General features: G+C 60.6%; 25 protein-coding genes. 14 read left to right on the top strand and 11 right to left on the bottom strand.

The genetic code is table 11. The annotated features are described in order from the left end of the window. Positions 1–8: 8 nt before the first annotated feature. Both nadD and ACNYC6_RS17125 read right to left on the bottom strand, forming a co-directional pair. Entirely contained in the window at positions 9–698 is a 690-nt protein-coding gene (gene nadD / locus ACNYC6_RS17130) for a nicotinate-nucleotide adenylyltransferase (RefSeq protein WP_419708403.1), read from the bottom strand. Position 699: 1 nt separating this feature from the next. After that, on the bottom strand, positions 700–1,971 hold the full coding sequence (locus ACNYC6_RS17125) for a glutamate-5-semialdehyde dehydrogenase (RefSeq protein WP_419708402.1): 1,272 nt from the start codon (positions 1,969–1,971) through the stop codon (positions 700–702). Positions 1,972–2,160: 189 nt separating this feature from the next. Here ACNYC6_RS17125 and ACNYC6_RS17120 point away from each other — a divergent pair, with 189 nt between their 5' ends. Then, positions 2,161–2,859 carry a DNA-3-methyladenine glycosylase gene (locus tag ACNYC6_RS17120; RefSeq protein ID WP_419708401.1) on the top strand — a complete coding sequence of 233 codons (699 nt, stop codon included), beginning with the start codon at positions 2,161–2,163 and terminating at the stop codon, positions 2,857–2,859. A 39-nt stretch (positions 2,860–2,898) separates the two neighbouring features. After that, on the top strand, positions 2,899–4,215 hold the full coding sequence (locus ACNYC6_RS17115) for a bifunctional DedA family/phosphatase PAP2 family protein (protein ID WP_419708400.1): 1,317 nt from the start codon (positions 2,899–2,901) through the stop codon (positions 4,213–4,215). Positions 4,216–4,221: 6 nt separating this feature from the next. Here ACNYC6_RS17115 and ACNYC6_RS17110 read toward each other — a convergent pair whose 3' ends face one another. From ACNYC6_RS17110 to ACNYC6_RS17100, 3 genes are read right to left on the bottom strand one after another with little or no spacing between them, the layout of a single operon-like run. After that, positions 4,222–4,812, bottom strand: a complete 591-nt coding sequence (locus ACNYC6_RS17110) for an LON peptidase substrate-binding domain-containing protein (protein ID WP_419708399.1) — start codon at positions 4,810–4,812, stop codon at positions 4,222–4,224. 11 nt (positions 4,813–4,823) lie between these two features. Next, complete coding sequence (locus tag ACNYC6_RS17105) at positions 4,824–5,540, bottom strand: LrgB family protein (RefSeq protein ID WP_419708398.1); 717 nt, start codon at positions 5,538–5,540, stop codon at positions 4,824–4,826. Then, complete coding sequence (locus ACNYC6_RS17100) at positions 5,537–5,899, bottom strand: CidA/LrgA family protein (protein WP_419708397.1); 363 nt, start codon at positions 5,897–5,899, stop codon at positions 5,537–5,539. The genes ACNYC6_RS17105 and ACNYC6_RS17100 overlap by 4 nt, the downstream gene beginning before the upstream one ends. Positions 5,900–6,094: 195 nt before the next feature. Here ACNYC6_RS17100 and ACNYC6_RS17095 point away from each other — a divergent pair, with 195 nt between their 5' ends. The 3 genes from ACNYC6_RS17095 (at position 6,095) to ACNYC6_RS17085 (ending at position 9,050) form a co-directional block, all read left to right on the top strand. After that, complete coding sequence (locus ACNYC6_RS17095) at positions 6,095–6,550, top strand: MaoC family dehydratase (RefSeq protein ID WP_338583315.1); 456 nt, start codon at positions 6,095–6,097, stop codon at positions 6,548–6,550. 113 nt (positions 6,551–6,663) lie between these two features. Next, a complete protein-coding gene (locus ACNYC6_RS17090; RefSeq protein ID WP_419708396.1) occupies positions 6,664–8,382 on the top strand; it encodes a C13 family peptidase in 1,719 nt (572 codons plus the stop codon). 26 nt (positions 8,383–8,408) lie between these two features. After that, the gene (locus ACNYC6_RS17085) at positions 8,409–9,050 is read left to right on the top strand and encodes an oxidoreductase (RefSeq protein WP_419708395.1); all 642 of its coding nucleotides are present in this window, start codon (positions 8,409–8,411) and stop codon (positions 9,048–9,050) included. A 106-nt stretch (positions 9,051–9,156) separates the two neighbouring features. On the opposite strand, the gene ACNYC6_RS17080 is transcribed toward ACNYC6_RS17085, so the two are convergent. The 4 genes from ACNYC6_RS17080 to ACNYC6_RS17065 all read right to left on the bottom strand — a co-directional run bounded on the left by ACNYC6_RS17080 (position 9,157) and on the right by ACNYC6_RS17065 (position 13,507). Further along, positions 9,157–9,441, bottom strand: coding sequence for a YceK/YidQ family lipoprotein (locus tag ACNYC6_RS17080; protein WP_419708394.1), 285 nt, complete (start codon positions 9,439–9,441; stop codon positions 9,157–9,159). Next, the gene (ubiX, locus tag ACNYC6_RS17075; protein WP_419708393.1) at positions 9,434–10,066 is read right to left on the bottom strand and encodes a flavin prenyltransferase UbiX; all 633 of its coding nucleotides are present in this window, start codon (positions 10,064–10,066) and stop codon (positions 9,434–9,436) included. Before ubiX ends, ACNYC6_RS17080 begins: the two co-directional genes overlap by 8 nt. Next, positions 10,063–11,412, bottom strand: a complete 1,350-nt coding sequence (mpl, locus tag ACNYC6_RS17070; protein ID WP_419708392.1) for a UDP-N-acetylmuramate:L-alanyl-gamma-D-glutamyl-meso-diaminopimelate ligase — start codon at positions 11,410–11,412, stop codon at positions 10,063–10,065. Before mpl ends, ubiX begins: the two co-directional genes overlap by 4 nt. A gap of 184 nt (positions 11,413–11,596) precedes the next feature. Continuing rightward, positions 11,597–13,507 carry a sigma-54-dependent Fis family transcriptional regulator gene (locus ACNYC6_RS17065; protein ID WP_419708391.1) on the bottom strand — a complete coding sequence of 637 codons (1,911 nt, stop codon included), beginning with the start codon at positions 13,505–13,507 and terminating at the stop codon, positions 11,597–11,599. Between the two features lie 301 nt (positions 13,508–13,808). Between ACNYC6_RS17065 and ACNYC6_RS17060 the strand changes: the two genes are divergently transcribed. The 9 genes from ACNYC6_RS17060 (at position 13,809) to ACNYC6_RS17020 (ending at position 23,196) form a co-directional block, all read left to right on the top strand. Further along, complete coding sequence (locus ACNYC6_RS17060) at positions 13,809–15,329, top strand: aldehyde dehydrogenase family protein (RefSeq protein ID WP_419708390.1); 1,521 nt, start codon at positions 13,809–13,811, stop codon at positions 15,327–15,329. A gap of 264 nt (positions 15,330–15,593) precedes the next feature. Continuing rightward, positions 15,594–16,967, top strand: a complete 1,374-nt coding sequence (gene eat / locus ACNYC6_RS17055; RefSeq protein ID WP_419708389.1) for an ethanolamine permease — start codon at positions 15,594–15,596, stop codon at positions 16,965–16,967. Between the two features lie 70 nt (positions 16,968–17,037). Then, positions 17,038–18,432, top strand: a complete 1,395-nt coding sequence (locus ACNYC6_RS17050; RefSeq protein ID WP_419708388.1) for an ethanolamine ammonia-lyase subunit EutB — start codon at positions 17,038–17,040, stop codon at positions 18,430–18,432. Between the two features lie 8 nt (positions 18,433–18,440). Continuing rightward, on the top strand, positions 18,441–19,265 hold the full coding sequence (gene eutC / locus ACNYC6_RS17045; protein ID WP_419708387.1) for an ethanolamine ammonia-lyase subunit EutC: 825 nt from the start codon (positions 18,441–18,443) through the stop codon (positions 19,263–19,265). A gap of 103 nt (positions 19,266–19,368) precedes the next feature. Beyond that, entirely contained in the window at positions 19,369–19,827 is a 459-nt protein-coding gene (locus ACNYC6_RS17040; protein ID WP_419708386.1) for a GNAT family N-acetyltransferase, read from the top strand. Between the two features lie 284 nt (positions 19,828–20,111). Next, positions 20,112–20,768, top strand: a complete 657-nt coding sequence (locus ACNYC6_RS17035) for a DedA family protein (protein WP_419708385.1) — start codon at positions 20,112–20,114, stop codon at positions 20,766–20,768. 4 nt (positions 20,769–20,772) lie between these two features. Further along, on the top strand, positions 20,773–21,585 hold the full coding sequence (locus tag ACNYC6_RS17030) for a zinc-dependent peptidase (protein WP_419708384.1): 813 nt from the start codon (positions 20,773–20,775) through the stop codon (positions 21,583–21,585). Positions 21,586–21,698: 113 nt separating this feature from the next. Further along, positions 21,699–22,226, top strand: coding sequence for an inorganic diphosphatase (gene ppa / locus ACNYC6_RS17025; RefSeq protein ID WP_007990564.1), 528 nt, complete (start codon positions 21,699–21,701; stop codon positions 22,224–22,226). Between the two features lie 223 nt (positions 22,227–22,449). Further along, positions 22,450–23,196: a LexA family transcriptional regulator gene (locus tag ACNYC6_RS17020; RefSeq protein WP_419708383.1), complete on the top strand. Its 747-nt coding sequence runs from the start codon at positions 22,450–22,452 to the stop codon at positions 23,194–23,196. A gap of 317 nt (positions 23,197–23,513) precedes the next feature. On the opposite strand, the gene ACNYC6_RS17015 is transcribed toward ACNYC6_RS17020, so the two are convergent. Further along, positions 23,514–24,323: a YfaP family protein gene (locus tag ACNYC6_RS17015; RefSeq protein ID WP_419708382.1), complete on the bottom strand. Its 810-nt coding sequence runs from the start codon at positions 24,321–24,323 to the stop codon at positions 23,514–23,516. A 3-nt stretch (positions 24,324–24,326) separates the two neighbouring features. Beyond that, positions 24,327–25,946 (bottom strand): DUF2300 domain-containing protein, encoded by a 1,620-nt coding sequence (locus ACNYC6_RS17010; protein ID WP_419708381.1) that lies wholly within the window; start codon positions 25,944–25,946, stop codon positions 24,327–24,329. Position 25,947 lies beyond the last annotated feature (1 nt).

Below are 25,947 nucleotides of genomic sequence, written 5' to 3'. Positions count from 1 at the left end.
ACTCCTATTCAGTTCGACGCACGGTAGAGTCCGTGCGCATCGATGTAGGCCAGGACCGCGTCGGGCACCAGGAAACGTACCGACTTACCGCTGGCCAGCAGTTGACGGATCTGGGTGGCGGATACCGCGAGCGGCGTCTGCCAGACGAATGCAATCTGTCCGCTCGGCCCTTTGAGGGCCAGCGGGTCGCTCACCGAGCGCGCTGCCAGCAGGTTGCGCAAGGCATCCGGCGGTTCGCTGTCGGCATCCGGGCGTTGCAACACCAGGATATGGCAATGCTGGAGCAACTCTTCCCAGCGGTGCCAAGTGGGCAGGCCGCAAAATGCGTCCCAGCCCAAAAGCAGAAAAACCTGGGTCTCGGCGGCCATTTCGGCGCGCATCAACTCCAGGGTATCGATGGTGTAGGACGGTTTGTCCCGCTGCAATTCGCGGGCATCCACCACCAACGGCGCCACACCGGCCACCGCGCACTCGACCATCGCCAGACGGTCTTTCGCCGACACCTGCGGCATATCCCGATGGGGCGGCCTGGCACTGGGTGTCAGACGCAGCTCATCGAGCGCCAGGGTTTCGGCGACTTCCAGCGCACCACGCAAATGGCCAATGTGCACCGGGTCGAACGTTCCGCCCAGTACGCCAATGCGCCGAGGTAGCGGCTCGCTGGCGGTCAACGGGGCTGACGGGTCTAGGTCGCCCAAGTCAGACCGACTCCTGTCCGCGCAACTGGCCATCACCGACCACGACGTACTTCTCGCAGGTCAGACCCTCGAGGCCGACCGGGCCGCGGGCGTGCAGCTTATCAGTAGAAATGCCGATCTCGGCACCCAATCCGTATTCGAAGCCATCGGCGAAGCAGGTCGGGGTGTTGATCATCACCGACGACGAATCGACTTCAGCCACGAAACGCCGGGTGTCGCCCTGGTGTTCGCTGACGATCGAATCGGTGTGGTGAGAGCCGTAATGGTTGATGTGTTCGATGGCCTCGCCCAGCCCGTCGACCACGCGGATCGACAGAATGGCGTCCAGGTACTCGGTGCTCCAGTCTTCTTCAGTGGCCGGCACGGCATCGATGATTGCGCGGGTACGCTCGCAGCCACGCAACTCGACGCCTTTTTCGCGGAACTGGTCAGCCATTGCGGGCAGGAAATCTTTGGCAACGGTTTGATCGACCAGCAACGTTTCCATCGCACCGCAGATGCCATAACGGTAGGTTTTGGCGTTGAACGCGATGCGCTGGGCTTTCGCCAGGTCGGCATGTTCGCTCACATAAACGTGGCAAATACCGTCCAGGTGCTTGATCACCGGAACGCGGGCGTCACGACTGACACGCTCGATCAGGCCTCGGCCGCCACGGGGCACGATGACATCGACGTACTCAGGCATGGTGATCAGCGCGCCAACGGCGGCACGGTCGGTGGTTTCGACCACTTGCACCACGGCAGCCGGCAGATCAGCCTCGGCCAGACCGCGTTGAATGCAGGCAGCGATGGCACGATTGGAGTGAATGGCTTCGGAACCGCCACGCAGGATCGTCGCATTGCCGGACTTCAAGCACAGGCTGGCGGCATCGATGGTCACGTTCGGCCGGGATTCGTAGATAATCCCGATCACGCCCAACGGCACGCGCATCTTGCCGACCTGGATGCCCGACGGACGGAAGCTCATGTCGCGGATCGCACCGACCGGGTCCGGCAGCGCAGCGACCTGACGCAAACCGACGATCATGCCGTCGATGCGCGCCGGGGTCAGCGCCAGACGCTCAAGCAGGGCCGGCTCCAGACCGTTGGCGCGACCGGCGGCCAAGTCCTGCTCATTGGCAGCAGTCAGCTCGGCGCGGGCGGCGTCCAACGCGTTGGCGGCAGCCTGCAAGGCGCGGTTTTTCTGCGCAGTGCTGGCACGGCCGATGACGCGGGACGCCTCGCGGGCAGCGCGACCCAGGCGGGTCATGTAGTCAAGAACGGACTCAGTCATGGTCTGGCGTGGTCTTTGATTAGGGCTTGGTAAAGAGTAAAGCGGCAGATTATAGCTGTCGCGTCTCCCGACTAACAGCGGTGACGGGCGGATGGTCGAAATGGGCGGCAAATTGCCGACGTTCAGCCGGGATTAAGCTGCAAATTGTTATCATCACGACTCAATCAGCCCTGACAAACGCCGTTCATCATGTCCAACCTGACTGTTCGAGCGTCCGCCACGAGCCTGCCTATGGGCCTTGCGGACGCGTTTTTCGACCGCGACGCGCAAATTCTGGCCCGGGATCTACTGGGCAAAGTCATCCGCCATCGGGTCGGCGACCTGTGGCTCAGTGCCCGAATTATTGAGACCGAAGCCTATTACTGCGCCGAAAAAGGTAGCCACGCGTCCCTTGGCTACACAGAAAAGCGTAAGGCTTTGTTTCTGGATGGCGGCCACATCTATATGTATTACGCCCGGGGCGGTGACTCCCTGAATTTCAGCGCCCAGGGGCCGGGCAACGCGGTGCTGATCAAATCCGCCTACCCTTGGGTCGATGAACTCAGCGGGCCGGCAAGCCTGGCGCAAATGTTGTTGAACAATCCCGACGCCCAAGGTCGCCCTCGCCCATCGCAAAAGCTCTGCGCCGGGCAGACGTTGCTGTGCAAGTCGCTGGGTTTGAGAGTGCCGGTTTGGGACGCCAAGCGTTTCGACCACGAGGTGCTGCTGGTGGAAGACGTCGGCCAGGCGCCCGCCCACCTCATCCAGACCACGCGCCTGGGCATTCCCCACGGGCGCGATGAACACCTGATGTACCGCTTTGTCGATGCAGCCTATGCGGCTTATTGCACGCGGAACCCGCTACGACGGGGCCAGGTCGAAGGTCGCGATTATTTTTTGCTGACCTGACATCAACCCGCAACTTGAATATTCAATGGAGTGGTTTTTATGGGCCAATGGCTCGATAGCGTGACCGGTTGGTTGACGGTCAACCCGCAATGGCTGGCGGCGGCGGTATTCATTGTGGCGTTTGTGGAATGCCTGGCGATTGCCGGGTTGATCGTGCCCGGTACGGTGTTGTTGTTCGCCGTGGCGGTACTGGCCGGCAGCGGCGCGCTGTCGCTGAGTGAAACGCTGCTGCTGGGGTTCGTCGCCGGCGTATTGGGCGATGTGGTTTCGTATTTTCTCGGACGTCACTTCCACCAGAACATCCGGCGCCTGCCAGGCTTGCGCCATCACCCGGAGTGGATCAGCGGGGCGGAGTCGTACTTTCAGCGCTATGGCATCGCCAGCCTGCTGGTCGGGCGCTTCATCGGCCCGCTGCGCCCCATGCTGCCGATGGTGGCCGGCATGTTCGACATGCCGTTCCCGCGTTTCTTCGCCGTCAGTTTGCTGGCCGGCGCGGGCTGGTCGGTGGCATATCTGCTACCGGGCTGGGCCACCGGCGCGGCGATTCGCTTGCCGTTGCCTGAAGGTTTCTGGCCGGAGGCCGGGATCGTCGCCGGCAGCATTGCGGTCATGGTCGGGCTGAGTGCAACCAGCAGCCTGCGTCGTCATCGCAAAGCCACGATGTTCATTGCCGGGATGAGCCTGCTGATTCTGGCGGGGATATTTATTGGCTACCCGCATCTTACCGCCCTCGATCAAGGACTGATGACCCTGGTGCAGGAGCATCGCAGCCCGATGCTCGACGAAGTGGCCGTGGTGTTCACGCTGATCGGCGAATTCCGCAACATGCTGCTGTTCAGTGCCTTGCTGGTGGTGCTGTTGGTGATCACCCGGCAATGGCGCCAGATGATCTTCGCTTGCAGCACATTGCTCTGCACAGCGCTGGCCAATACGGCGACCAAAAATTTCTTCGCCCGCGTGCGCCCGGAAGTATTGAGCGACCCGCTGACCAGCTACAGCATGCCCAGCGGTCATGCATCTGGCTCATTTGCACTGTTCCTGACCCTGGCGGTGCTGGCTGGCCGCGGACAACCACCGCGCATGCGCCTGACCTGGTTATTGGTGGGTTGCCTGCCGGCACTGGCGATTTCCCTGTCGCGGGTGTACCTCGGCGCGCACTGGCCGACGGATGTCTTGGCGGGGGCGATGCTGGCAGCGTGCGTGTGTGCGGCGAGCCTGTGGCTGAGTCAGCGCCGGACTTCGCTCAACGCGATGCCGCCCAAGGTCTGGTGGCTGGTGCTGCCATCGCTGGTGGCGCTGTTCGGGTTCTTCGTGTTGCGGCATTTGCCGCACACGATGTTGCGGTATGCCTACTGACACACCTCAGGCAAACAATTCGCCCTGCAACTCATCCAGCAACGCCTGAATCGCATCCAGTCGTTGCTGCGGGTCGTCGAGTTGCAGCAGGTCGATCTTGTCCAGCTCGGCAAACGGCAACAGGTACGCCAACTGATTGGCCAGCGACTGTTGTCCGGTGGCTTCGGTGCCCATGCTCAGCGCTTCGACCATCGGGTGTTCGGCCAGGGCCTTGAGCAGGGCCACCAGATCGGCGTCCTCGTCCTGCAATGGCTGTTCGGGTTCATCGTCCAGCCACTCGACCTCGGCGAGGATCAATTGGTCACGCTGGACTTCCGTACTCAACACATTGAAACGCCGCCCGCCCTGGACCCGAATCCCCAGCAGGCCGTTATCCTGCGTCTTGAAGTCGGTGATCAGCGCTTCGCACCCGACCAGTGCATACCCCGCCGGGGCGATGCCGACTTCCTCACCGTCAAGAATGCACACCACGCCGAAGCCGCCGCCCTGTTTCATGCAGCGACCGATCATGTCCAGGTAACGCGCCTCGAAAATCTGCAAATCGAGGATGCAGCCAGGAAACAGCACAGTGTTCAGCGGAAAAAGCGGCAGACTCATAGACAGTTCCTTCACACCACCATCGACACCGCCAACGGCAACAACACCGCCGTGGCCACGCCCATCAGACTCATCGCGAGCGCCGCGAAGGCGCCGCACTCTTCATTTTCCTGCATGGCCACCGCCGTGCCGACCGCGTGAGCCGTCATGCCCAGCGCCATGCCGCGCGCCTCGGGACTGTGGACCCCGAGCCGGGTCAACAGGCTCGGGCCAAAGATCGCCCCAATCACACCGGTGATCAACACAAACACCGCTGCCAACGCTGCGACACCGCCAATCTGTTCGGCCACCAGCATGGCAATCGGCGAGGTCACCGACTTCGGCGCCATGGTCATCAAGATCATGTGTTCAGCCCCGAACCACCAGCCCAGCAACACACCCATGCCTGTGGCAACCACCCCGCCTATCACCAGCGTAGTAAAAATCGGCCAGAACAACTGCCGAATCCGCCGCAGGTTGAGGTAAAGCGGCACAGCCAGGGCAACGGTGGCCGGGCCGAGCAGGATACTGAGGATCTCGGTGCTCTTGCGGTACTCGGCGTAGCTCAGCCCGCAGCTCACCAGCACACCGATCACCAGCAACATGGAGACCAGCACCGGCTGCAAAAAGATCCAGCGGGTTTTCTCAAATGCCGCCAACACCAGTTGATAGGCGCCCAGGGTAATGCCGATGCCGAACAATGGATGATGAATTACCGACGTCCAGGCGCCGTGCCAGTCGAAGATCATTGGTTGTCCTCGGGGTGAGCGTGGCGCTTGACCATGCGCTGCATCAGCACGCCGGCAAACGCCATCGACAGCAACAGGGACAAGACCAGCGCGCCGACAATGGCCCAGAAATCGGCCGCGATGTCGGCGGCGTAGACCATCACGCCCACCGCTGGTGGCACCAGCAGCAATGGCAGGTAACGCAACAGGCTGCTGGCCGCCAGGTTCAGCGGTTCACCGACCTGGCCACGGCTGATCAGAAACATCAGCAACAGCAGCAGGCCGACAATCGGCCCCGGCAGGACCGGTAAAAACAAATGATTGATCGCGGTACCAAGCAATTGGAACAGCACCAGCCACGTCAGGCCACGTAACAACATCTAAGATCTCCCGCAAAAATCCGTTACCCGCATTGGCCCGGGCATTATAAGCATGCCTGCGCTATGGATCGGCATTCGCCAAAAGCATGGTCAGTTGACCGGAGCAGTTTGCCATGTTGATCTAAAGTGGTAATCCGGGAGGTCAAATCCCCCCCACTCAAAACTATAAAACCGATGAACCCAAGGAGAGTCTCAATGCCCTATGTTCCAGTTGCAGAGCTCAATGATTATGTCGGCAAGGAACTTGGACGTTCCGAATGGCTCACCATCGATCAGGACCGCATCAACCTGTTCGCCGAAGCCACAGGGGACTATCAGTTCATCCACGTCGATCCGGTCAAGGCCGCGCAAACGCCTTTCGGCAGTACCATTGCCCACGGATTCCTGTCGCTGTCGCTGATTCCGAAACTGATGGAAGACATCCTCATCCTTCCCGAAGGCCTGAAGATGGTGGTCAATTATGGCCTGGACAGCGTGCGGTTCATTCAGCCGGTCAAGGTCAATTCGAAAGTGCGCCTGAAGGTCGACCTGACCGAAGTCACCGAGAAGAAACCCGGCCAATGGCTGCTCAAGGCCACCGCCACCCTGGAGATCGAAGGCTCGGACAAACCGGCGTATATCGCCGAACCGCTGTCGCTCTGCTTCGTGTAAACCTTCCCGGATGCGAAGCAGCTCACGCTGTTTCGCGCCCGCTGCATTTCTACCGGCTGTATATGGACACATAGCTGCGGCATACTCGGTCGCCTAATTGCCCGGAACCCGCTATGCGCTCACTTGCCCTCCTAGCCTTGACCCTGATGCTCACCGCTTGCGGCGACGGCGAATCCCCTTTGCCGCCAGACGCACGCCTGCCGGATGGCGGACGCTATCGCGGTGATCTGGTCGATGGCTTGCTGCAAGGCCAGGGCCGTATCGACTACCCGAACGGCAGCTGGTACGCCGGGGAGTTCGACAAGGGCCAATGGCACGGCCAGGGCGAATGGCACGGCAGCAATGGCGAGGTCTACCGCGGGCTGTTCAATCAAGGCCTGTTCGACGGCCAGGGCAGCCTGACCACCAACGGCAGCGGCTACACCGGCGGTTTCAAGCTCGGCCGGCGCGATGGCGAAGGCACCCTCAAAGAAAACGGCATGACCTACCGCGGCGAGTTCAAGGCCGATCAGTATTCAGGGCTCGGCCGTCTGGAACTCGAAGACGGCAGCGCCTACCAAGGCCAGTTCGCCCACGGCAAACCCAATGGCGAAGGCCAGCGCGGTGACGGCAATGGCAATCAGTTCACCGGACGCTTCGTCGACGGTCAGCTGGAAGGCAACGGGACATTCAACAGCGCGGACGGCGACATCTACGTCGGCGGCTTCAAGAACAATCAACTGCACGGCAAGGGCCGCTATGAAAACGCTGACGGCGATGTCTGGCTGGGGCAGTTCAAGGAAGGTTCGCTCAATGGCAAGGGCGAACTGATCGGCGTCGACGGCAGCCATTACATTGGTCACTTCAACGACTGGCGCTTCAGTGGCCAAGGCCGCTTGAATCTCGCCGACGGCAGTTTCTACATTGGCCAGTTCGACAGCGACGCGTATTCGGGTCGCGGCACTCTCGTGCTGACCGATGGCTCCGTGCTCAGCGGCACCTGGATCAATGGCCAGCGTGTGCGTGACGCCGATGGCAAGTTGCTGCCCGACACCCTCGAACTCGGCCTGCTGGCCCAAGGGCGTCTACTGGAAGAGGCGCTGGGCAACGTGCCAGCCTCGACGCCGGCCGTGGAGCTGTACACGCTGACCCTGGGCGGCGACGGCAAGCAGAGTGTTTTCCTGCGCGAGTCCGACTACGTCGCCAACATGCTCACCAGCCGCTTCGGCGCCTTCGGCCAGATCCGCTTGGTCAACCATCGCGATCACCTCGGCGATCGACCGATGGCCACCCGGGAAAACCTGCGTCGCTCGGCCCTGACCCTGGCCGAACGCAGCGGCCCGGAAGATTTGATTTTCATCTACCTGACCAGCCACGGCACCGCCGAACACGAACTGGTGCTCGACCAGCCACGCATGGAACTGGCGGACCTGCCAGCCGACGAACTGGCCGCCGTCCTCGCGCCACTGAAAAACCGCGACAAGATCATCGTGATTTCGTCTTGCTACTCCGGCGGCTTCATTCCTGCCCTCAAGGACGAACGCACACTGATCATGACCGCCTCACGGGCCGACCGCGTGTCCTTCGGCTGTTCGGAAGAAGCCAACTTCACCTACTTCGGCGACGCCCTGTTTGCCCAGGCGCTGAACCAGACCGATGACCTGGAGCAAGCCTTCAAGCTGGCCAAAGCCACCGTCGCCGAACGCGAGCTGGCGGACAACTACGAAGCTTCCGAACCGCAGATCTGGGCACCGAAAACCGTGCTGTCGCACTGGCAGTTGTTACGCAAACAGCAAGCACGAAAAGCACTGCAAAGTGTCTCCATTGACAGCAAGGATGCAAAGAACAACTAAGCTGACAGTATCAAGGGAGAAACACTATGTACTTGACGCCTCAGCACGTATTGCTTGCCGGAGCCACCGGGCTGACCGGTGAACACTTGCTCGATCGCCTGCTCAATGAGCCAACGATTTCGCGGGTGCTGGCGCCTTCACGCCGCCCCCTGGCCAAGCATCCCCACCTTGAAAACCCGGTCGGCGACCCGGCGGTGTTTCTGCCGCAGCTGAACGGCCGTGTCGACATTGCCTACTGCTGCCTGGGCACCACCATCAAACAGGCGGGCTCGGAACAGGCGTTCCGCGCAGTGGACCTGGACATGGTGGTGGCCTTTGCCAAGCGCGCACGGGAGATGGGTGCACGGCACCTGATCGTGATCAGTGCCTTGGGCGCCGATCGCAGATCCTCGATTTTCTACAACAAGGTTAAAGGCGAGATGGAGCACGCGCTGCGCGCGCAGGACTGGCCGCAACTGACCATTTGCCGGCCATCGCTGCTGCTGGGCGAGCGCATCAAGCCCCGCCTGGGCGAGAAAGTGGCGGGTCCGCTGTCCCGGCTGATCCCCGGCAAATACCATGGCATCGAAGCCTGCCAACTGGCCCGCGCGATGTGGCGCCTGGCGCTGGAAGAGCAGGATGGGGTGCGGATTGTCGAGTCGGATGAGCTTAGGAAGTTGGGCAAATAATTTTGTGGTCCCTGAGCGGGCCTCATCGCGAGCAGGCTCGCTCCCACATTGGAATGCATTTCCCTGTGGGAGCGAGCCTGCTCGCGATAGAGCGCGAAGCGCTCTCTTACAATCCCCCGGTCGCCTGAAACCTCACGCCGATCACCGTCAACAACGACAGCGGCAACAGCAGCGTGTCGAGCAACGCACTGGCGGGCAGATCCACACCCGGATAGCTCGGTGCCTCCGCACCGAAACGATCCTTCGCGCAGCAACCGCCATTCAACGCATACAAATCCAGCCGTGTCCCGGAGTACACCACCGGCGCCCCCGGCTTGGCGGCATCCAGCGTGCGCGCCGTAGCGCACCCGGCCAATTGCAGCGCCAGCACCGTCACCAGCAGCTTATTCATCGCTGGTCAGATGGTGCTCGCCCCAACGCGGCAACATGTCCTGGGGAATGTTCAGCAAATTGAGAATCCGCGCCACGACGAAATCGATCAGGTCGTCGATGGTTTGCGGTTGATGGTAGAAGCCTGGCGAGGCTGGCAGGATCGTCGCGCCCATGTTCGACAGCTTGAGCATATTCTCCAGGTGAATGCTCGAATACGGCGCTTCACGCGGCACCAGAATCAGCTGCCGACGCTCTTTCAGTGTCACGTCCGCCGCACGTTCGATCAGGTTGTTGCAGGCACCGGTCGCGATGGCCGACAGCGTGCCAGTGGAACACGGCACCACCACCATCGCCGCCGGTGAGCCGGAGCCCGAGGCCACCGGCGACATCCAGTCTTCCTTGCCGTACACGCGAATCTGCCCGGCGGCAGCCCCCGTGTATTCGGTGAGGAAGGCTTGCATCATTTGCGGCTTGGCCGGCAACGTTACATCGGTTTCGGTGGCCATCACCAATTGCGCGGCCTTGGAAATCAGGAAGTGCACTTCACGGTCTTCACGCACCAGGCAGTCGAGCAGGCGCAAGCCGTACTGGGCGCCGGAAGCGCCAGTCATCGCCAGCGTGATGCGGTCCGGGCCGTTGTTCATTTGAGCGCCTCGGCGAGTTTGCCGTGCAGGCCGCCGAAGCCGCCGTTGCTCATGATCACCACGTGCGTGCCCGGCTGCGCCTGGCTTTTCACCCGTTCGATGATGCCTTCCAGCGAATCGCTGACAATCGACGGCACCGTGCATAGCGACGCGGTGGCCGCCAGGTCCCAGCCGAGATTGGCCGGCGCGTACCAGATCACCTGATCGGCATCGACCACGCTTTCCGGCAAGCCGTCACGGTGCGCGCCGAGTTTCATCGAGTTGGAGCGCGGCTCGATGATCGCGATCAACGGTGCATCGCCAATGCGTTTACGCAAACCGTCGAGCGTGGTGGCGATGGCGGTCGGATGGTGAGCGAAGTCGTCATAGATGGTGATGCCACGGACTTCGGCGACCTTTTCCATGCGGCGCTTGACGCTTTTGAACGCGCTCAATGCAGCGATCCCCATGGATGGCACCACGCCAACGTGGCGCGCGGCTGCCAACGTGGCCAGTGCGTTGGCAACGTTGTGTTGGCCGGTCATGTCCCAGTCGACCACGCCTTGAGACACACCTTCGAACATCACTTCGAAGGCGGAACCGTCTCCGCTGAGCAACTTGACCTGCCACTGACCACCGGCACCGGTCGTTTGCACCGGGGTCCAGCACCCCATCTCGATGACGCGTTGCAACGCAGGCTCGGTCGTCGGGTGAATCACCAGACCTTCACTCGGGATGGTCCGCACCAAATGGTGGAACTGGCGTTCGATGGCGGGCAGGTCCGGAAAGATATCGGCGTGGTCGAATTCCAGGTTATTCAGGATCGCCGTGCGCGGACGGTAATGAACGAACTTCGAGCGCTTGTCGAAAAACGCGCTGTCGTATTCGTCGGCTTCGATCACAAAGAATGGTGTGCCGCCCAGACGCGCCGACACCGAGAAATTCTGTGGCACGCCGCCGATCAGGAATCCCGGGCTCATCCCGGCGTGTTCCAGCACCCAGGCGAGCATGCTGCTGGTGGTGGTCTTGCCGTGGGTACCGGCAACCGCCAGCACCCAGCGACCTTGCAGCACGTGATCGGCCAGCCATTGCGGGCCGGAGACGTAGGGCAGGCCTTTGTTCAGCACGTATTCGACAGCCGGGTTGCCGCGGGACATGGCATTGCCGATCACCACCAGATCAGGGGCCGGGTCGAGCTGCGCCGGGTCGTAGCCCTGGGTCAACTCGATGCCCTGCGCCTCAAGTTGAGTGCTCATCGGTGGATAGACGTTGGCATCGGAGCCGGTGACGTGATGGCCCAGCTCTTTGGCCAGAACCGCCATCGAACCCATGAAAGTGCCGCAGATACCAAGAATATGAATGTGCATAGTCGACCTCGTAAACATGGCCGCAGGTTAGCTTAGGGTGGGGAAATTCGCACCTTTGTTTCGCCCATACCGGCGCCATCGCCAGCAGGCTGGCTCCCACACTAGATTAGAGTGCACTCCCAAATGGAAAATCCAGCCCATTACCCTGTGGGAGCTAGCCTGCTAGCGATGGCCGCGACACGGTTTACCGAGCGATACCGTGCTTACGCAGCTTGCGATAAAGGGTATTTCGGCTCACACCAAGTTGCTCGGCGGTATTGGTCATATGCCACCGTGTCTGCTCCAGAGCATTCAACAACGTCAACCGCTCGGCATCCTCCAGCGGATGCTCCGAGACTTCTACGCTCGGCTGCGCAATAGGCCGCGCCTGACGAATCATCACCGGCAAATCCTCCACCCCGACTCGTCCTTCCTCGCACAGTGCCGCCAAAGTCCTCAGTACATTGCGCAACTGCCGCACGTTGCCCGGCCAGGCAAACCCCAACAATGCCTCGCGCGCCGGCGCGTCGATCAATACCGTTTCACCGCTTGCTTCTTCAGCCAGCAAAAAATCGAGCAATTGCGACTTGTCACTGCGATCGCGCAATGCCGGCAGCGCGACTTCCAGCCCATTGAGACGGTAATACAGATCCTCGCGGAAACTGCCGTCCTGCACCCGCTCCAGCAGATTGCGGTGCGTGGCGCTGATGATCCGCACATTGACCGATTCCGGCTCGCCGCCAATCGGCACCACTTGCCGGTCTTCGAGTACCCGCAACAGCCGCGTCTGCAAGGTCAGCGGCATGTCGCCGATTTCATCGAGGAATAACGTCCCGCCATCGGCCTGCTGCAACTTGCCGCGCATGCCTTCCTTGCGCGCCCCGGTGAAACTGCCACCGCGATAACCGAACAGTTCGCTCTCGATCAGGCTTTCCGGGATGGCCGCGCAGTTCAGCGCAACGAAAGCTTTTCCACCACGCTGGCTGGCCTGGTGAACGGCTTTGGCGAAGGCCTCTTTACCTGACCCGGTTTCGCCGTTGATCAGCAGCGGCACGTCCCGCTCGTACACGCGCAGGGCCTTGCGGAAATCGGTCTGCAAACCGGCATCACCCAGGCAGATGCCGGACGATGGTGCGCGATCCTCAATAACCGGACTGGGCACCAACGGCACCGGCACGCGTCGCGGCTGACCGCGCAACAAGGCGAACAAACTGCGCCCGTCGCGGGTGCGCAGCGGCCAACTGGCGCTGGCATTGACGCTGGCTCGACCGAGTAGCTCATCGAGTGAACAATCGAAGAACGCCTCCACCGGTTTGCCGAGCAACCCACCGCGCACATGCCCCAGCAGATTCAATGCACTCTGATTGACCGCGCAGATCCGCCCTTCTCCGTCGAACGCCATCAGCCCTTCACTGAACAAGCCGACGGATTCGGCTTGCAGGTGAAAACGCAGCAACCATTGATTGTCGAAATAACGCAGGAAGTAGCAACTCTCGATCATCTTCGCCGAAAGATTGACCAGGGCCATGGTGTGAAACTGACTCTGGCGCGAGACATCGTGCCGCGCCGAGGACACATCGAGCACCGCCAGCAGTTCGCCGTGAGGATCGAACACCGGGCTCGCCGAACAGGTCAGGCCGGTGTGGCGGCCGCGAAAATGTTCGTCCTGGTGAATGGTCAGCGCCTGACGTTCCACCAGGCACGTGCCGATACCGTTGGTGCCTTCGCAAGCCTCACTCCAGTCAGCACCGAGCCAAAGGCCGGCGCGCTCGAAAATCTTCCGTTCGGCGGGGGCCGTCACGCAGTTGAGGATCACCCCGCGCGCATCGGTCAACAGCACCGCATGCCCGGCGCCGGAGAGTTGCTGATGCAGGCTGGTCATTTCGTTACCGGCGATGTGCAGTACTTGCTGCAAGCGTTCGCGGCTTTCAAGGACGCGGCCATGTTCCAGCACCGTCGGCGCCATGGTCAGGGCCGGGTCGAGGTGATAGTCCTCAAGACAGCGCAGCCAGGAACGGGCGATGGACGGATCGCTGCCGGGACCGTGCAGGTGGGTTTTCCCCTGTGTCACGGTCAATACTTGCTGGGCATGGCGACTCAAATGATTGTCGTGCATTTCTTATTGTTCTCCCCGGGGCTCGGCGACCCGCGCTTGAGGTGATCCCGAGCATCCTCCAGCCTGGCCTGCAATGCAATGCTGGCAAGACCACCCGGTCACAGCTCGTGCCAAAAGCGGTACAAAGTGTCACAGCGGCTGTACCGATAGCGTCACAGCCGCCACCCGCCCGTCCGACAGAAATCGCGCAACGCCTTGATTTGCCTGACCTGCAGGGCGGTGGCCCGACCTTTGCTCTACGCTTAAAGCAAGCGCACATGCGCTCTTCCTTACAAATACAAAAAGCCAAGGAGAAAACATCATGCGTTACGCTCACCCCGGTACTGAAGGCGCTATCGTTTCGTTCAAGGCCAAATACGGTAACTACATCGGCGGCGAATTCGTCGCGCCTGTCAAAGGTCAGTACTTCACCAATACCTCGCCAGTAAATGGCCAACCCATTGCCGAATTCCCCCGCTCCACGGCCGAAGACATCGACAAGGCCCTGGACGCTGCTCACGCGGCGGCCGATGCCTGGGGCGCCACGTCCGCCCAGGCCCGCTCGCTGGTGCTGCTGAAAATCGCCGACCGCATCGAACAGAACCTGGAACGGCTGGCGATCACCGAGTCCTGGGACAACGGTAAAGCCGTGCGTGAAACCCTCAACGCCGACATTCCGCTGGCCGCCGACCACTTCCGCTACTTCGCCGGTTGCATTCGCGCCCAGGAAGGCAGCGCTGCCGAAATCGACGGCAACACCGTGGCTTATCACATCCATGAACCGCTAGGCGTGGTCGGGCAGATCATCCCGTGGAACTTCCCGATCCTGATGGCCGCCTGGAAACTCGCCCCGGCGCTGGCTGCCGGCAACTGCGTGGTGCTCAAGCCTGCCGAGCAGACGCCGTTGGGCATCACCGTGCTGGTCGAGTTGATTGGCGACCTGCTGCCGCCCGGCGTGCTCAACATCGTGCAAGGCTTCGGCAAAGAAGCCGGTGAAGCGTTGGCCACCAGCAAGCGCATCGCCAAAATCGCGTTCACCGGTTCGACCCCGGTCGGCTCGCACATCATGAAATGCGCTGCCGAAAACATCATTCCGTCCACCGTGGAGTTGGGTGGCAAATCGCCGAACATCTTCTTCGAAGACATCATGAAGGCCGAGCCTTCCTTCATCGAAAAAGCCGCTGAAGGCCTGGTGCTCGCATTCTTCAACCAGGGCGAAGTCTGCACCTGTCCGTCCCGCGCCCTGGTGCAAGAGTCGATCTACGACGACTTCATGAAAGAAGTGATGAAAAAAGTCCTGTCGATCAAACGTGGCGACCCGCTGGACACCGACACGATGGTCGGCGCCCAGGCGTCCGAGCAGCAATTCGACAAAATCCTTTCGTACCTGGAAATCGCCAAGGGCGAAGGCGCCGAGCTGCTGACCGGCGGCAAGGTGGAAAAACTCGAGGGCAACCTGGCGAGCGGGTATTACATCCAGCCGACTCTGCTCAAGGGCACCAACAAAATGCGTGTGTTCCAGGAAGAAATCTTTGGCCCGGTGGTGAGCATCACCACCTTCAAGGACGAAGCCGAAGCCCTGGCCATCGCCAACGACACCGAGTTCGGCCTGGGTGCCGGCCTCTGGACCCGCGACATCAACCGCGCCTACCGCATGGGCCGCGCCATCAAGGCCGGTCGTGTATGGACCAACTGCTACCACTTGTACCCGGCGCACGCCGCGTTCGGCGGGTACAAGAAATCCGGCGTCGGTCGTGAAACCCACAAGATGATGCTCGACCACTACCAGCAGACCAAAAACCTGCTGGTGAGCTACGACATCAATCCGCTGGGCTTCTTCTAAAAACCGGGGCGACACCGATGGTTCGGTGTCGCCCTTTCGAAAGCCATCGCGAGCAGGCTCGCTCCCACAGGGTTGTGGGTGAATCCACTGTTTGAGGCTCACTCAAATCTCTGTGGGCTTGCCCGCGATGGCGTCCTGAATGACACAACACAAAAGGCCTGGCCGTTCTGGCACGGCCCTTGCCTACCCGTCATTCAGGTTTTGCACTCAACCCGTCGTACCTGAAAGTCCAAAAGATCGAACAATAAAAAATAGAGAGGACTTATGACTACTTCTTCCACACAGCTCAAACCCACACTCGGCACCCTGCATTTATGGGGCATTGCCGTCGGCCTGGTGATTTCCGGCGAGTACTTTGGCTGGAGTTACGGCTGGGGCACCGCAGGGACATTGGGTTTCCTCGTCACCGCATTGATGGTGGCGACGATGTACACCTGCTTCATCTTCAGTTTCACCGAATTGACCACTGCCATTCCTCACGCTGGCGGGCCGTTTGCCTACAGCCGTCGAGCGTTTGGCGAGAAAGGAGGATTGATTGCCGGTATCGCCACCCTGATCGAATTTGTCTTTGCGCCCCCGGCGATCGCCATGGCCATCGGCGCCTATCTCAACGTGCAATATCCGGAGCTGGACCCGAAGATCGCCGCCGTTGGCGCCTATTTCGTGTTCATGGGCCTGAACATCCTCGGCGTCAGCATCGCCGCCACCTTCGAACTGGTGGTTACCGTGCTGGCCGTCGCCGAACTGCTGGTGTTCATGGGCGTCGTCGCGCCGGGCTTCAGCTTCAGTAATTTCGTACTCAATGGCTGGTCAGGTTCCAACGAATTCACGATGGCCTCGATACCCGGCATTTTCGCGGCCATTCCCTTCGCAATCTGGTTTTTTCTCGCCATCGAAGGTGCGGCCATGGCGGCCGAAGAAGCCAAGGACCCGAAACGCACGATTCCCCGGGCCTATGTCAGCGGCATTCTGACCCTGGTATTCCTGGCCATTGGCGTGATGATCATGGCCGGCGGTGTCGGCGACTGGCGTCAACTGTCGAACATCAACGATCCGCTGCCGCAAGCGATGAAAGCGGTGGTCGGCAATAACTCGACCTGGATGCACATGCTGGTGTGGATCGGTCTGTTCGGCCTGGTGGCCAGTTTCCACGGGATCATCCTCGGCTATTCGCGGCAGTTCTTCGCCCTGGCCCGCGCCGGCTACCTGCCTCGCAGCCTGGCCAAACTCTCGCGCTTCCAGACACCGCACCGGGCGATTCTGGCCGGCGGGGTGATCGGCATCGCAGCGATCTACAGCGACGGTCTGGTCAATCTGCAAGGCATGAGCCTGACGGCAGCGATGATCACCATGTCGGTATTCGGTGCCATCGTGATGTACATCATCAGTATGCTGAGCCTGTTCAAGTTGCGTAAAACCGAGCCGAACCTGGAGCGCACCTTCCGCGCGCCGGGTTACCCGATCGTACCGGGGATCGCGCTGTTCCTGGCGGTGGTATGCCTGGTGGCGATGGCCTGGTTCAACACGCTGATCGGCCTGGTTTTCCTTGGATTCATGGTCGCCGGTTACCTGTATTTCCAGCTGACCGCCCGGCAACGCTCCGAAGCACCGGCGGACGCTATGCTCGAAGGTATATGAGTTGCACCTGCGTTATTGAAGTGCACTGGTGGTTAATTTGAGCTATTCATAATCTGGAGGACACCGCCCCATGGCCGTATATGCCCATTCCGTCGGCGCCCAGACCTATCGCTTCGACAGCCTCAAGGATGTGATGGCCAAGGCCAGCCCGGCGCGCTCCGGGGATTTTCTGGCCGGTGTCGCCGCACTCAAAGATGGCGAGCGCGTCGCGGCGCAAATGGCATTGGCTGACATTCCGCTGAGCCACTTCCTGCAGGAGGTCCTGATTCCCTACGAAGACGATGAAGTCACCCGACTGATCATCGACACCCATGACAAACAAGCCTTTGCGGTCGTCAGCCACCTTACCGTGGGCGGTTTTCGCGACTGGCTGCTCAGCGATGCTGCTGACGAGCAGGTCCTGCGCGCCCTCGCCCCCGGCCTGACCCCGGAAATGGTGGCTGCCGTATCCAAGATCATGCGTGTGCAGGATCTGGTGCTGGTGGCGCAAAAAATCCGCGTGGTCACGCAGTTTCGCGGCACCCTCGGCCTGCGCGGTCGCCTGTCCACTCGCCTGCAACCCAACCACCCGACCGACGAACCGGCCGGCATCGCCGCGAGCATCCTCGACGGTCTGCTACACGGTAACGGCGATGCCATGATCGGCATCAACCCGGCCACCGACAGCATCGCCTCGATCTGCGCCATGCTGGAGATGCTCGACGCGATCATCCAGCGCTACGAGATTCCGACCCAGGCTTGCGTGCTGACCCACGTCACCACATCGATCGAAGCGGTCAATCGCGGCGTGCCGCTGGACCTGGTGTTCCAGTCGATCGCCGGCACCGAGGCGGCCAACGCCAGCTTCGGCATCAACCTGAATGTGCTCAAGGAGGGTTACGACGCCGGGCTGAGCCTCAATCGCGGCACGCTCGGGAAAAACCTGATGTATTTCGAAACCGGCCAGGGCAGTGCCCTGTCGGCCAACGCCCACCATGGCGTCGATCAACAGACCTGCGAAACCCGAGCCTACGCAGTAGCGCGACATTTCAACCCGTTCCTGGTGAACACCGTCGTAGGATTTATCGGCCCGGAATACCTCTACAACGGCAAGCAAATCATCCGCGCCGGCCTCGAAGATCACTTCTGTGGCAAATTGCTCGGCGTGCCGATGGGCTGTGACATCTGTTACACCAACCACGCCGAGGCGGACCAGGATGACATGGACACCCTGCTGACCCTGCTGGGCGTGGCCGGAATCAACTTCATCATGGGCATCCCCGGCTCCGACGACATCATGCTCAATTACCAGACCACGTCGTTCCACGATGCGCTCTATGCCCGGCAGACGCTGGGGCTCAAGCCTGCACCGGAGTTCGAACACTGGCTGGCGAAAATGGGCATCTTCACCCAGGCGGATGGCCGGGTTCTTTTCGGCAACAGCCTGCCGCCGGCCTTCCGCCAGGCCTTGGCGCAACTGGGATGAGTGTTGATATGGAAAAACCACCCTACGATCCGCACAACCCTTGGCTGGAACTGCGACGCCTGACACCGGCGCGAATTGCCTTGGGCCGCACCGGCACCAGCATGCCGACCCGTGCACAGCTGGACTTCCAATACGCCCATGCCCAGGCGCGGGACGCGGTGTATTTGCCCTTCGACCATCCGGCCCTGCGCTCGCAACTGGCCGAACGCGGGCATGAAAGCGTTTTGCTGCATAGCGCGGCAATCGACCGAAACAGCTATCTGCAACGCCCCGATCTGGGGCGTAAGTTGAACGTCGAGTCGGCTCAGGTGTTGCGCGACTACGCCTCGGCCAATCCTGGCGGGGTCGATCTGGTTATCGTGGTCGCCGATGGCTTGTCAGCTTTGGCGGTTCACCGTCATACCCTGCCATTTTTGGCGCGGCTGGAGGAGCAGGTACGCGCTGAAAACTGGACTGTCGCTCCGGTGATTCTGGTGGAACAGGGGCGCGTCGCTGTCGCTGATGAAGTCGGCGAACTGCTGGGCGCAAAAATGACGGTGATCCTGATTGGCGAACGTCCCGGCCTCAGTTCGCCCGACAGTCTCGGGTTATATTTCACCTACAATCCCAAGGTCGGCCTGACGGACGCCTACCGCAACTGCATCTCCAATGTGCGTCTTGAAGGCTTGAGCTACGGCATGGCGGCACACCGTTTGCTGTATTTGATGCGCGAAGCCTGTCGGCGGCAGCTATCGGGGGTCAGTCTGAAGGATGAAGCGCAGGTTCAGACGCTGGAGTCAGACGTCGGTGCGGACATGAAAGGTAATTTCCTACTGAGTTCGCCGGATGCCTGAACCGCTTCTGCATTGCACTTTCGTTCCAGTTTCAGGCAGGATCGACGCACGGCCCCGTCGCCGTCCAAGCACGCAAGACAGCCACTTGAAGACGAGACCTACCATGCGGATTATTCAAGCGACCCTCGAACACCTGGATTTGCTGACCCCGTTGTTCGTCAAGTATCGCGAGTTTTATGGTTCCCTGCCGTATCCGGACTCATCCCGGGCGTTCCTCGAAAAACGCCTGCGCCGCAAGGAGTCGGTGATTTACCTGGCTTTGGCCGATAATGACGACAAACTGATGGGTTTCTGTCAGCTCTACCCGAGTTTTTCTTCGCTTTCACTCAAGCGTGTGTGGATTCTCAACGACATTTATGTCGCCGAGGACGCCCGTCGCCAACTGGTCGCCGATAATCTGATCCGAACCGCGAAGAAGATGGCCAAGGAAACCAATGCCGTGCGCATGCGGGTTTCCACCAGCAGCAATAATGACGTTGCGCAGAAAACCTACGAATCCATCGGATTCAAGGAAGACACCGAGTTCAAGAACTACGTGTTGCCGATCAGCGACGAGCTGTAAGCCGACAATAAATAACCTGCAGGAGCGAGCTTGCTCGCGATGGGTGTGAACGAGAGCGCGTAAAATCAGAGGCCCAGCGGCGCCTCTGGTTTTTTCGCGAACAAGCTTGTTCCTACAATCAGCCACCCGACATCCCCCGCTACAATCTCGACGCGCTTTTCACCTCCCAGACCGTATAATGCCGACCTTCCCGGCTTGTAAGAAAAACTACACCCGTCTGTAGGCCTTACGCGAAGTCATCCGCACAGGCCTGCCGAGTCGGGCCGTCATAACAGGTGCTTTCCATGGATTTCAACCCGCTCGATCTCGTCCTGCATCTCGATGTGTACCTCGACTTGCTGGTCACCAACTACGGGCCATGGATCTACGCGATTCTGTTTCTGGTGATCTTCTGTGAAACCGGCCTGGTAGTGATGCCCTTCCTGCCCGGCGATTCGCTGCTGTTCATCGCTGGCGCCGTGGCGGCCGGTGGCGGCATGGACCCGGTGTTGCTGGGCGGTTTGCTGATGCTCGCGGCGATTCTCGGCGACAGCACCAACTACGTCATCGGACGAACGGCAGGCGAACGATTGTTCAGCAACCCGAATTCCAAGATCTTCCGTCGCGACTACCTGCAGCAAACCCACGATTTCTATGAAAAGCACGGCGGCAAAACCGTGACGCTGGCGCGTTTTCTGCCGATCATTCGCACCTTTGCCCCATTCGTCGCCGGCGTAGCAAGAATGCCGTATCCGCGCTTCTTCGCCTTCAGCGTCCTCGGCACCATCCTGTGGGTCGGTGGCCTGGTCACTCTCGGCTACTTCTTCGGCAACGTACCGTTCATCAAGTCGAACCTGTCGCTGCTGGTGGTGGGCATCATCCTGCTGTCGCTGGTGCCAATGATCATCGGCGTGGTCCGCGGCCGCTTCGGTGGTTCGAACTCCAAGACCGCACCGCACTGACACGATGTGGTCCCTTGGCGCATGGCGACGCCGGCGCACCCTGGCCAAGCACCCGATAGCCGACGAGATGTGGCAACGGGTGCGACATCATCTGAGCTTTCTTGATGGCATCAGCGCCGCCGAAGACCAATGGCTGCGCGAAGCCTGCGTGCTATTCCTCGAAGACAAACACCTGACCTCCCTGCCCGGCGTCGAACTGCATCAGGAGCAACGTCTGCTGCTCGCGGCCCAGGCGCAGTTGCCGTTGTTGCACCTGGGCGATCTGAACTGGTATCAGGGTTTTCACGAAATCATCCTCTATCCCGACGACTTCCTCAGCCCCCAGCGCCATCGTGACGCCAGTGGCGTCGAGCATGAGTGGGACGGCGAGCACAGCGGTGAAGCCTGGCAGCAAGGGCCGGTCATCCTCGCCTGGCCCGGCGTCATGGCCAGTGGCGGCTGGGAAGGCTACAACCTGGTGATCCACGAGCTGGCGCACAAACTCGACATGCTCAATGGCGATGCCAACGGCCTGCCACCGCTGCACGCCAACATGCGGGTCAGCGACTGGGCCAAGGTCATGCAGGACGCCTACGACGACCTCGACCGGCAACTGGAGCGCAATCCGGATGCCGAGACCGCCATCGATCCCTATGCCGCGGAAAACCCGGCCGAGTTCTTCGCCGTCACCAGCGAATACTTCTTCAGCGCCCCGGATTTGCTGCATGAGGCTTATCCACAGGTGTACGAGCAGTTGAAGCTGTTCTACCGCCAGGACCCGCTCGGAAGATTGAAGCAACTTCAGGCGCACGATCCGGTCTATCAGCCACACGACTAAGGTCTACACGACCTCTGGTCCATGGCGTCGGCGTAGGAATATGCCTATAATCGCCGCCACTTTTTGGTCAATCCGGCCAAGTGTTTTTGGTCAACTAACGGGGGCAACGCCCAATGAGCTACAGCAAGATTCCGGCTGGCAAAGACCTGCCGAACGACATCTACGTCGCGATCGAGATTCCGGCCAACCACGCGCCGATCAAATACGAAATCGACAAAGACAGCGATTGCCTGTTCGTTGACCGTTTCATGGCCACCCCAATGTTCTACCCGGCCAACTACGGTTACATCCCGAACACCCTGGCTGACGACGGTGATCCCCTCGACGTACTGGTCGTGACCCCTTACCCGGTTGCTCCAGGCTCCGTGATCCGCGCTCGTCCGGTCGGCATCCTGAACATGACCGATGACGGCGGCGGCGATGCCAAAGTGATTGCAGTTCCACACGACAAGCTGTCCCAGCTGTACGTCGACGTGAAGGAATACACCGACCTGCCAGCGCTGCTGATCCAACAGATCGAGCACTTCTTCGCGAACTACAAAGATCTCGAAAAAGGCAAATGGGTGAAGATCGAAGGCTGGGCCGGCGCAGACGCCGCCCGCGAAGCGATCACCAAGTCGGTTGCCGCTTACAAAGGCTAAGCGCAGCTGCGAGATTCAAGCTTTAAGAAGAACCCCGGTTGATCCGGGGTTTTTTGTGGGCGCTTGAAAAGCATCGCTTAAACACTTTGTTTAAAGTGCCTCTGATTTGGTTTTTTCTTGTTTAATTTTCGCCAGCGACGTCTTACATCAAGTCTTAAATTTCCCTCGAATTTGAACAGTTCGTTTATTCAAAGCCTTATTCCGCCTCCGTAGACTCGTGTTTATGAAAAAGAACACTAGCGGCCCACGCTTTCGAGCGCTCCTACGACTTGCCAGCATCACGACTTCCGGATTTGCCGAGTTTTTGAACACGGCACCGCAAAATGTCCATAACTGGTACACCCGCGGTGTACCCGCCCACTGCATGGAAGAAGTCGCCATGCGACTCTCCGTAAACAGTGAATGGCTGAAAACCGGTGAGGGTCAGAAAGATGCCAGACACCTGCGCCTACTCGACGAAACTGGCAACACCTTCGACGCTCAGGCCATTCGCGGTGTCTACACGGTCATCGAGCCCACAGACGTCGAACTGCCTCTTTATAAAGAAATCGCCACGGCCCCAGGCTCCAAAAAAAACCACGTCGTCGAAGACCCCAGCCAGTCCATCCGCCTGCCCCGCGGCCACCTCGACTCACTGGAAATCAGCCACGCCGACGCCATCTGCGCCCACATGATCGGTAACAGCATGGCCGAGAAAATTGAAGACGGCTCCATCCTCGCCATTGACCGCGGGCTTACACAAATTGTCGATGGTGAGATTTACGCAATCGAGCATGACGGCATGCTGCGAATCAAGTACCTGCACCGGATCCCCGGCAACGCACTGCGCATGCGCAGCCACAACAGCGCCGAATACCCGGATGAAATCTTCAGGGCCGCACAAATCGAAGAGCAGAACATCAGGGTCATGGGCTGGGTGTTCTGGTGGTCGACGCTGAACAAACGCAGGCCGGAGGTGCCGTTCCTGTAATACCCAGTTTTTTGTAGCCGCTGGCGAAGCCTGCGGCTACACGTCAGTGCAATAGCTCCAACCCGTACACCAAGCTGGGAATTTCCCAAAAAAATCAGTATGCTGCGCCCCACATTTGCGCATCAACCCGCCAAGCGGCTCTGATCGCACCGACAAAGCAGATGACTTTCTCGCCGAGTCCCACAGCCGGACGCAAGATCCGGGTGTACGTTTTGAAGGCTGGCGCGGTTTACCAAAAATGATCCAAGCCAGTCCCCGAGAAGCCGGCCACAAGCCGGCTTTTTAATGCCTACAGAAAAGTAATCTGACTGTTTCCCTCACGGATAACTAAATCCCTTCACCAACGTCAATTCCCCCACCGCCCTCATCGGCACCAAAAACGTCTCCATCTTCTCGCTCGGCGTCCCCTCTTCCGTTATCACCGTCACCTGCGCCGTGGTCAGCGGTTGTACGGAATCCTCCTGCCCTTCTTCATCACTGCGATAGCCACCGCCGAAGTAGTTCACATACACCAGGTACTGCCCTTTGATCGGCGCGGGCATGGCGAAGATTTCCGGGCCGTAGCCGGTGGTGACGTCGACATCGAGTGCCGCGCCGTTAGGCGCGACGCGGTCGCCGTACCAGATGTGGGCGCCGTCGGGGGTGATGAGGTGGAGGTCGAGGTCGGTGCCGTCGCTGTCCCAGGCCAGCAAGACGCGGAGTTTGGCCGGGGTGGCGCCAACGCTGGCATTAAGGAACTGCGTGCGGTGGCGCTGCTGGCCGTCAGGGCTGCGCACTTCGACACTGTTGCTGCCGTTGGGAAATGAGAACGGGCGGTCGAAGCGGCCGGCAGGGTCGATCTTCAGGGGCATGCTGACGCCGTTGACGATCAGCCGACCGGGCTCGGTGGATTTCGGTGTGGCGTGGATCTGGCCGCTGATTCGCGCTGTGTTGGCCTGCCCGGCCGGGGTGTTTACCGAAGAGGCCGGGTAGTTGACGGTCTGACGAAAACTTTCGCCCTCGCCCTCCGGCGCGCCGGTTCGCCAGCCTCCAGAAGGCGTGTCGAGTTTGACGCCTTGCGCCATCACCAGCGGTAACGCCGACAACGAACAGAGCAACAGCAAGACCTGTGGATAACGGAGTGTCATGGTCTATTCCAGCAAGAGGTGGCGGGCGAGCCCTTCGATGTAGGTTTCATCCTGGCCGTTGGGGTGTGCTTCGAAGGCCAGGTGCAGGTATTCGTGGGTCAGGTCGAGGCGGTCTTGCAGCGAGAGCACGCCGCGCACGTAGATGCGCTGGCGTTCGCGGTCGACATACGGGCGACCAACGCTCAGGCGGCAGACGGCAAAGGAGCTGACTTCGCTGTAGCCCACTTCGCTTTCCAGACGAGGTCGCCAGCCGCGCCGTTGCTTTTGCAGCCAGTCTTGTGCGGCGGGCAGTGCTTCGCAGGAAGCCACCGGGTTGTCCCAACGGCTGAGGCTGGCGCGTGGGTAAGCGTGCAGCAGGATCGCGTCGTAACGCTGGCCGGAGCGGGCCTGTTCGACGGCCTGTTGCCAGGACAGTTTGTCCGGACCGGGTTGATCGGAGTGGTAGGTAACGATGCTACCGGCCAGTACCAGATCGCTGGTCCATGCCGCAATGTTGCGCGCTTCGATGGTAGCCGGACGTGGCGCGACCCGTTGACGCTGGCTGCTGTCGTCGATGCTCAGGCATTCCCCGTTGCGCGTGGCGTTTTGCAGCAGGTAAGTGCGGATCGCGACGGCCAGGGCCTTGGCGGCTTCGACCGGTTCGGGAGTGGCTTCGCGCTGAAGCACGCGGGCGACATACTCTTCACGGTCCAGCCGGGCAACGAGCTTATCCTTGAGCAAAAACAATTCGCCGTCACTGTGAACATCGAGTTGATTGCCATTGACGAACTCGACTCGGTAATCGCCCCGCAACGCCCCGGAGGACACTACAGTGTCACCCGATAACACACGACGAAGCGGATAGCGGGAGAACAACCCAACCTCCACACACTTCCCCGCCTCCGCGGGCCAGGACGCAGGCACCACCGCAGAAATCGCCCCGGCATAATCGCGCAGAACCCGTTGACTGGTTCCGCGTCCACCGGCCCAGATCGGCGTGCCGTCCGCCGTCCATCCGGCGAATCCGCCCTGTCGCGTCGCAGCATCCTGATCCCCCAGCCAGCTCCAGGTTTTCACCCGCAACCGGCTGCCGAGTTCACCGACGACATTGCCGTCCGCTGCGTTCAGCACCACGTCCAGCAGCACGCGCCGGGCCTGATCCTGCGCCGGCATCACGGCCAACACACGGAGCAACTCAGCCACCGAAACCCGGGTGGCTGGCTGCAATGACGGTAATTCCAGCAACCAGTGCGGCGCTTGCCGAGCCTGCCAATACGCGCGCCATTGAGCAGCGTCGATCCCCAAGCGCGCAGGCTCAAAGTACAAACCACAGGATTTCACCAACGCCTGATCACGTTCGATCTTGCCGCCGGCGGTACAGCAATAGACTTCCTCTTTCGATTGCCCACGACATTCATACGCCGGCTCACGGGCAACGGTGTCCACCAGCCAGCCATAGACAAACAGCTTCCACACGCTGCCCAAGGGTGCCTGCAGAGTGTCCGGCAATGGCTCGCGCGACAGCAATTGCGTCCGGCTCAACGTCAGCAACTCTTCCTTGAAGGCCACACGCAAGGGTTCGTCCTGCGCCATCGCCAGCGCAGGCATCCAACACAGCAGCCAACAGAACAAAGGCCGGAACATG

The organism is Pseudomonas sp. NFX224 (genome assembly GCF_048565165.1).
Taxonomy (GTDB): domain Bacteria; phylum Pseudomonadota; class Gammaproteobacteria; order Pseudomonadales; family Pseudomonadaceae; genus Aquipseudomonas.
The sequence above is the reverse complement of the archived record's forward strand: the minus strand, read 5'-3'. Positions and strand labels throughout refer to the sequence as shown.

Bases quoted from the DNA above. Each gene is read 5' to 3' on its own strand.
- ACNYC6_RS17125 (WP_419708402.1), bottom strand. From the start codon at position 1,971: ATGACTGAGTCCGTTCTTGACTACATGACCCGCCTGGGTCGCGCTGCC.
- ACNYC6_RS17120 (WP_419708401.1), top strand. From the start codon at position 2,161: ATGTCCAACCTGACTGTTCGAGCGTCCGCCACGAGCCTGCCTATGGGC.
- ACNYC6_RS17115 (WP_419708400.1), top strand. From the start codon at position 2,899: ATGGGCCAATGGCTCGATAGCGTGACCGGTTGGTTGACGGTCAACCCG.
- ACNYC6_RS17110 (WP_419708399.1), bottom strand. From the start codon at position 4,812: ATGAGTCTGCCGCTTTTTCCGCTGAACACTGTGCTGTTTCCTGGCTGC.
- ACNYC6_RS17105 (WP_419708398.1), bottom strand. From the start codon at position 5,540: ATGATCTTCGACTGGCACGGCGCCTGGACGTCGGTAATTCATCATCCA.
- ACNYC6_RS17100 (WP_419708397.1), bottom strand. From the start codon at position 5,899: ATGTTGTTACGTGGCCTGACGTGGCTGGTGCTGTTCCAATTGCTTGGT.
- ACNYC6_RS17095 (WP_338583315.1), top strand. From the start codon at position 6,095: ATGCCCTATGTTCCAGTTGCAGAGCTCAATGATTATGTCGGCAAGGAA.
- ACNYC6_RS17090 (WP_419708396.1), top strand. From the start codon at position 6,664: ATGCGCTCACTTGCCCTCCTAGCCTTGACCCTGATGCTCACCGCTTGC.
- ACNYC6_RS17085 (WP_419708395.1), top strand. From the start codon at position 8,409: ATGTACTTGACGCCTCAGCACGTATTGCTTGCCGGAGCCACCGGGCTG.
- ACNYC6_RS17080 (WP_419708394.1), bottom strand. From the start codon at position 9,441: ATGAATAAGCTGCTGGTGACGGTGCTGGCGCTGCAATTGGCCGGGTGC.
- ubiX (WP_419708393.1), bottom strand. From the start codon at position 10,066: ATGAACAACGGCCCGGACCGCATCACGCTGGCGATGACTGGCGCTTCC.
- mpl (WP_419708392.1), bottom strand. From the start codon at position 11,412: ATGCACATTCATATTCTTGGTATCTGCGGCACTTTCATGGGTTCGATG.
- ACNYC6_RS17065 (WP_419708391.1), bottom strand. From the start codon at position 13,507: ATGCACGACAATCATTTGAGTCGCCATGCCCAGCAAGTATTGACCGTG.
- ACNYC6_RS17060 (WP_419708390.1), top strand. From the start codon at position 13,809: ATGCGTTACGCTCACCCCGGTACTGAAGGCGCTATCGTTTCGTTCAAG.
- eat (WP_419708389.1), top strand. From the start codon at position 15,594: ATGACTACTTCTTCCACACAGCTCAAACCCACACTCGGCACCCTGCAT.
- ACNYC6_RS17050 (WP_419708388.1), top strand. From the start codon at position 17,038: ATGGCCGTATATGCCCATTCCGTCGGCGCCCAGACCTATCGCTTCGAC.
- eutC (WP_419708387.1), top strand. From the start codon at position 18,441: ATGGAAAAACCACCCTACGATCCGCACAACCCTTGGCTGGAACTGCGA.
- ACNYC6_RS17040 (WP_419708386.1), top strand. From the start codon at position 19,369: ATGCGGATTATTCAAGCGACCCTCGAACACCTGGATTTGCTGACCCCG.
- ACNYC6_RS17035 (WP_419708385.1), top strand. From the start codon at position 20,112: ATGGATTTCAACCCGCTCGATCTCGTCCTGCATCTCGATGTGTACCTC.
- ACNYC6_RS17030 (WP_419708384.1), top strand. From the start codon at position 20,773: ATGTGGTCCCTTGGCGCATGGCGACGCCGGCGCACCCTGGCCAAGCAC.
- ppa (WP_007990564.1), top strand. From the start codon at position 21,699: ATGAGCTACAGCAAGATTCCGGCTGGCAAAGACCTGCCGAACGACATC.
- ACNYC6_RS17020 (WP_419708383.1), top strand. From the start codon at position 22,450: ATGAAAAAGAACACTAGCGGCCCACGCTTTCGAGCGCTCCTACGACTT.
- ACNYC6_RS17015 (WP_419708382.1), bottom strand. From the start codon at position 24,323: ATGACACTCCGTTATCCACAGGTCTTGCTGTTGCTCTGTTCGTTGTCG.
- ACNYC6_RS17010 (WP_419708381.1), bottom strand. From the start codon at position 25,946: ATGTTCCGGCCTTTGTTCTGTTGGCTGCTGTGTTGGATGCCTGCGCTG.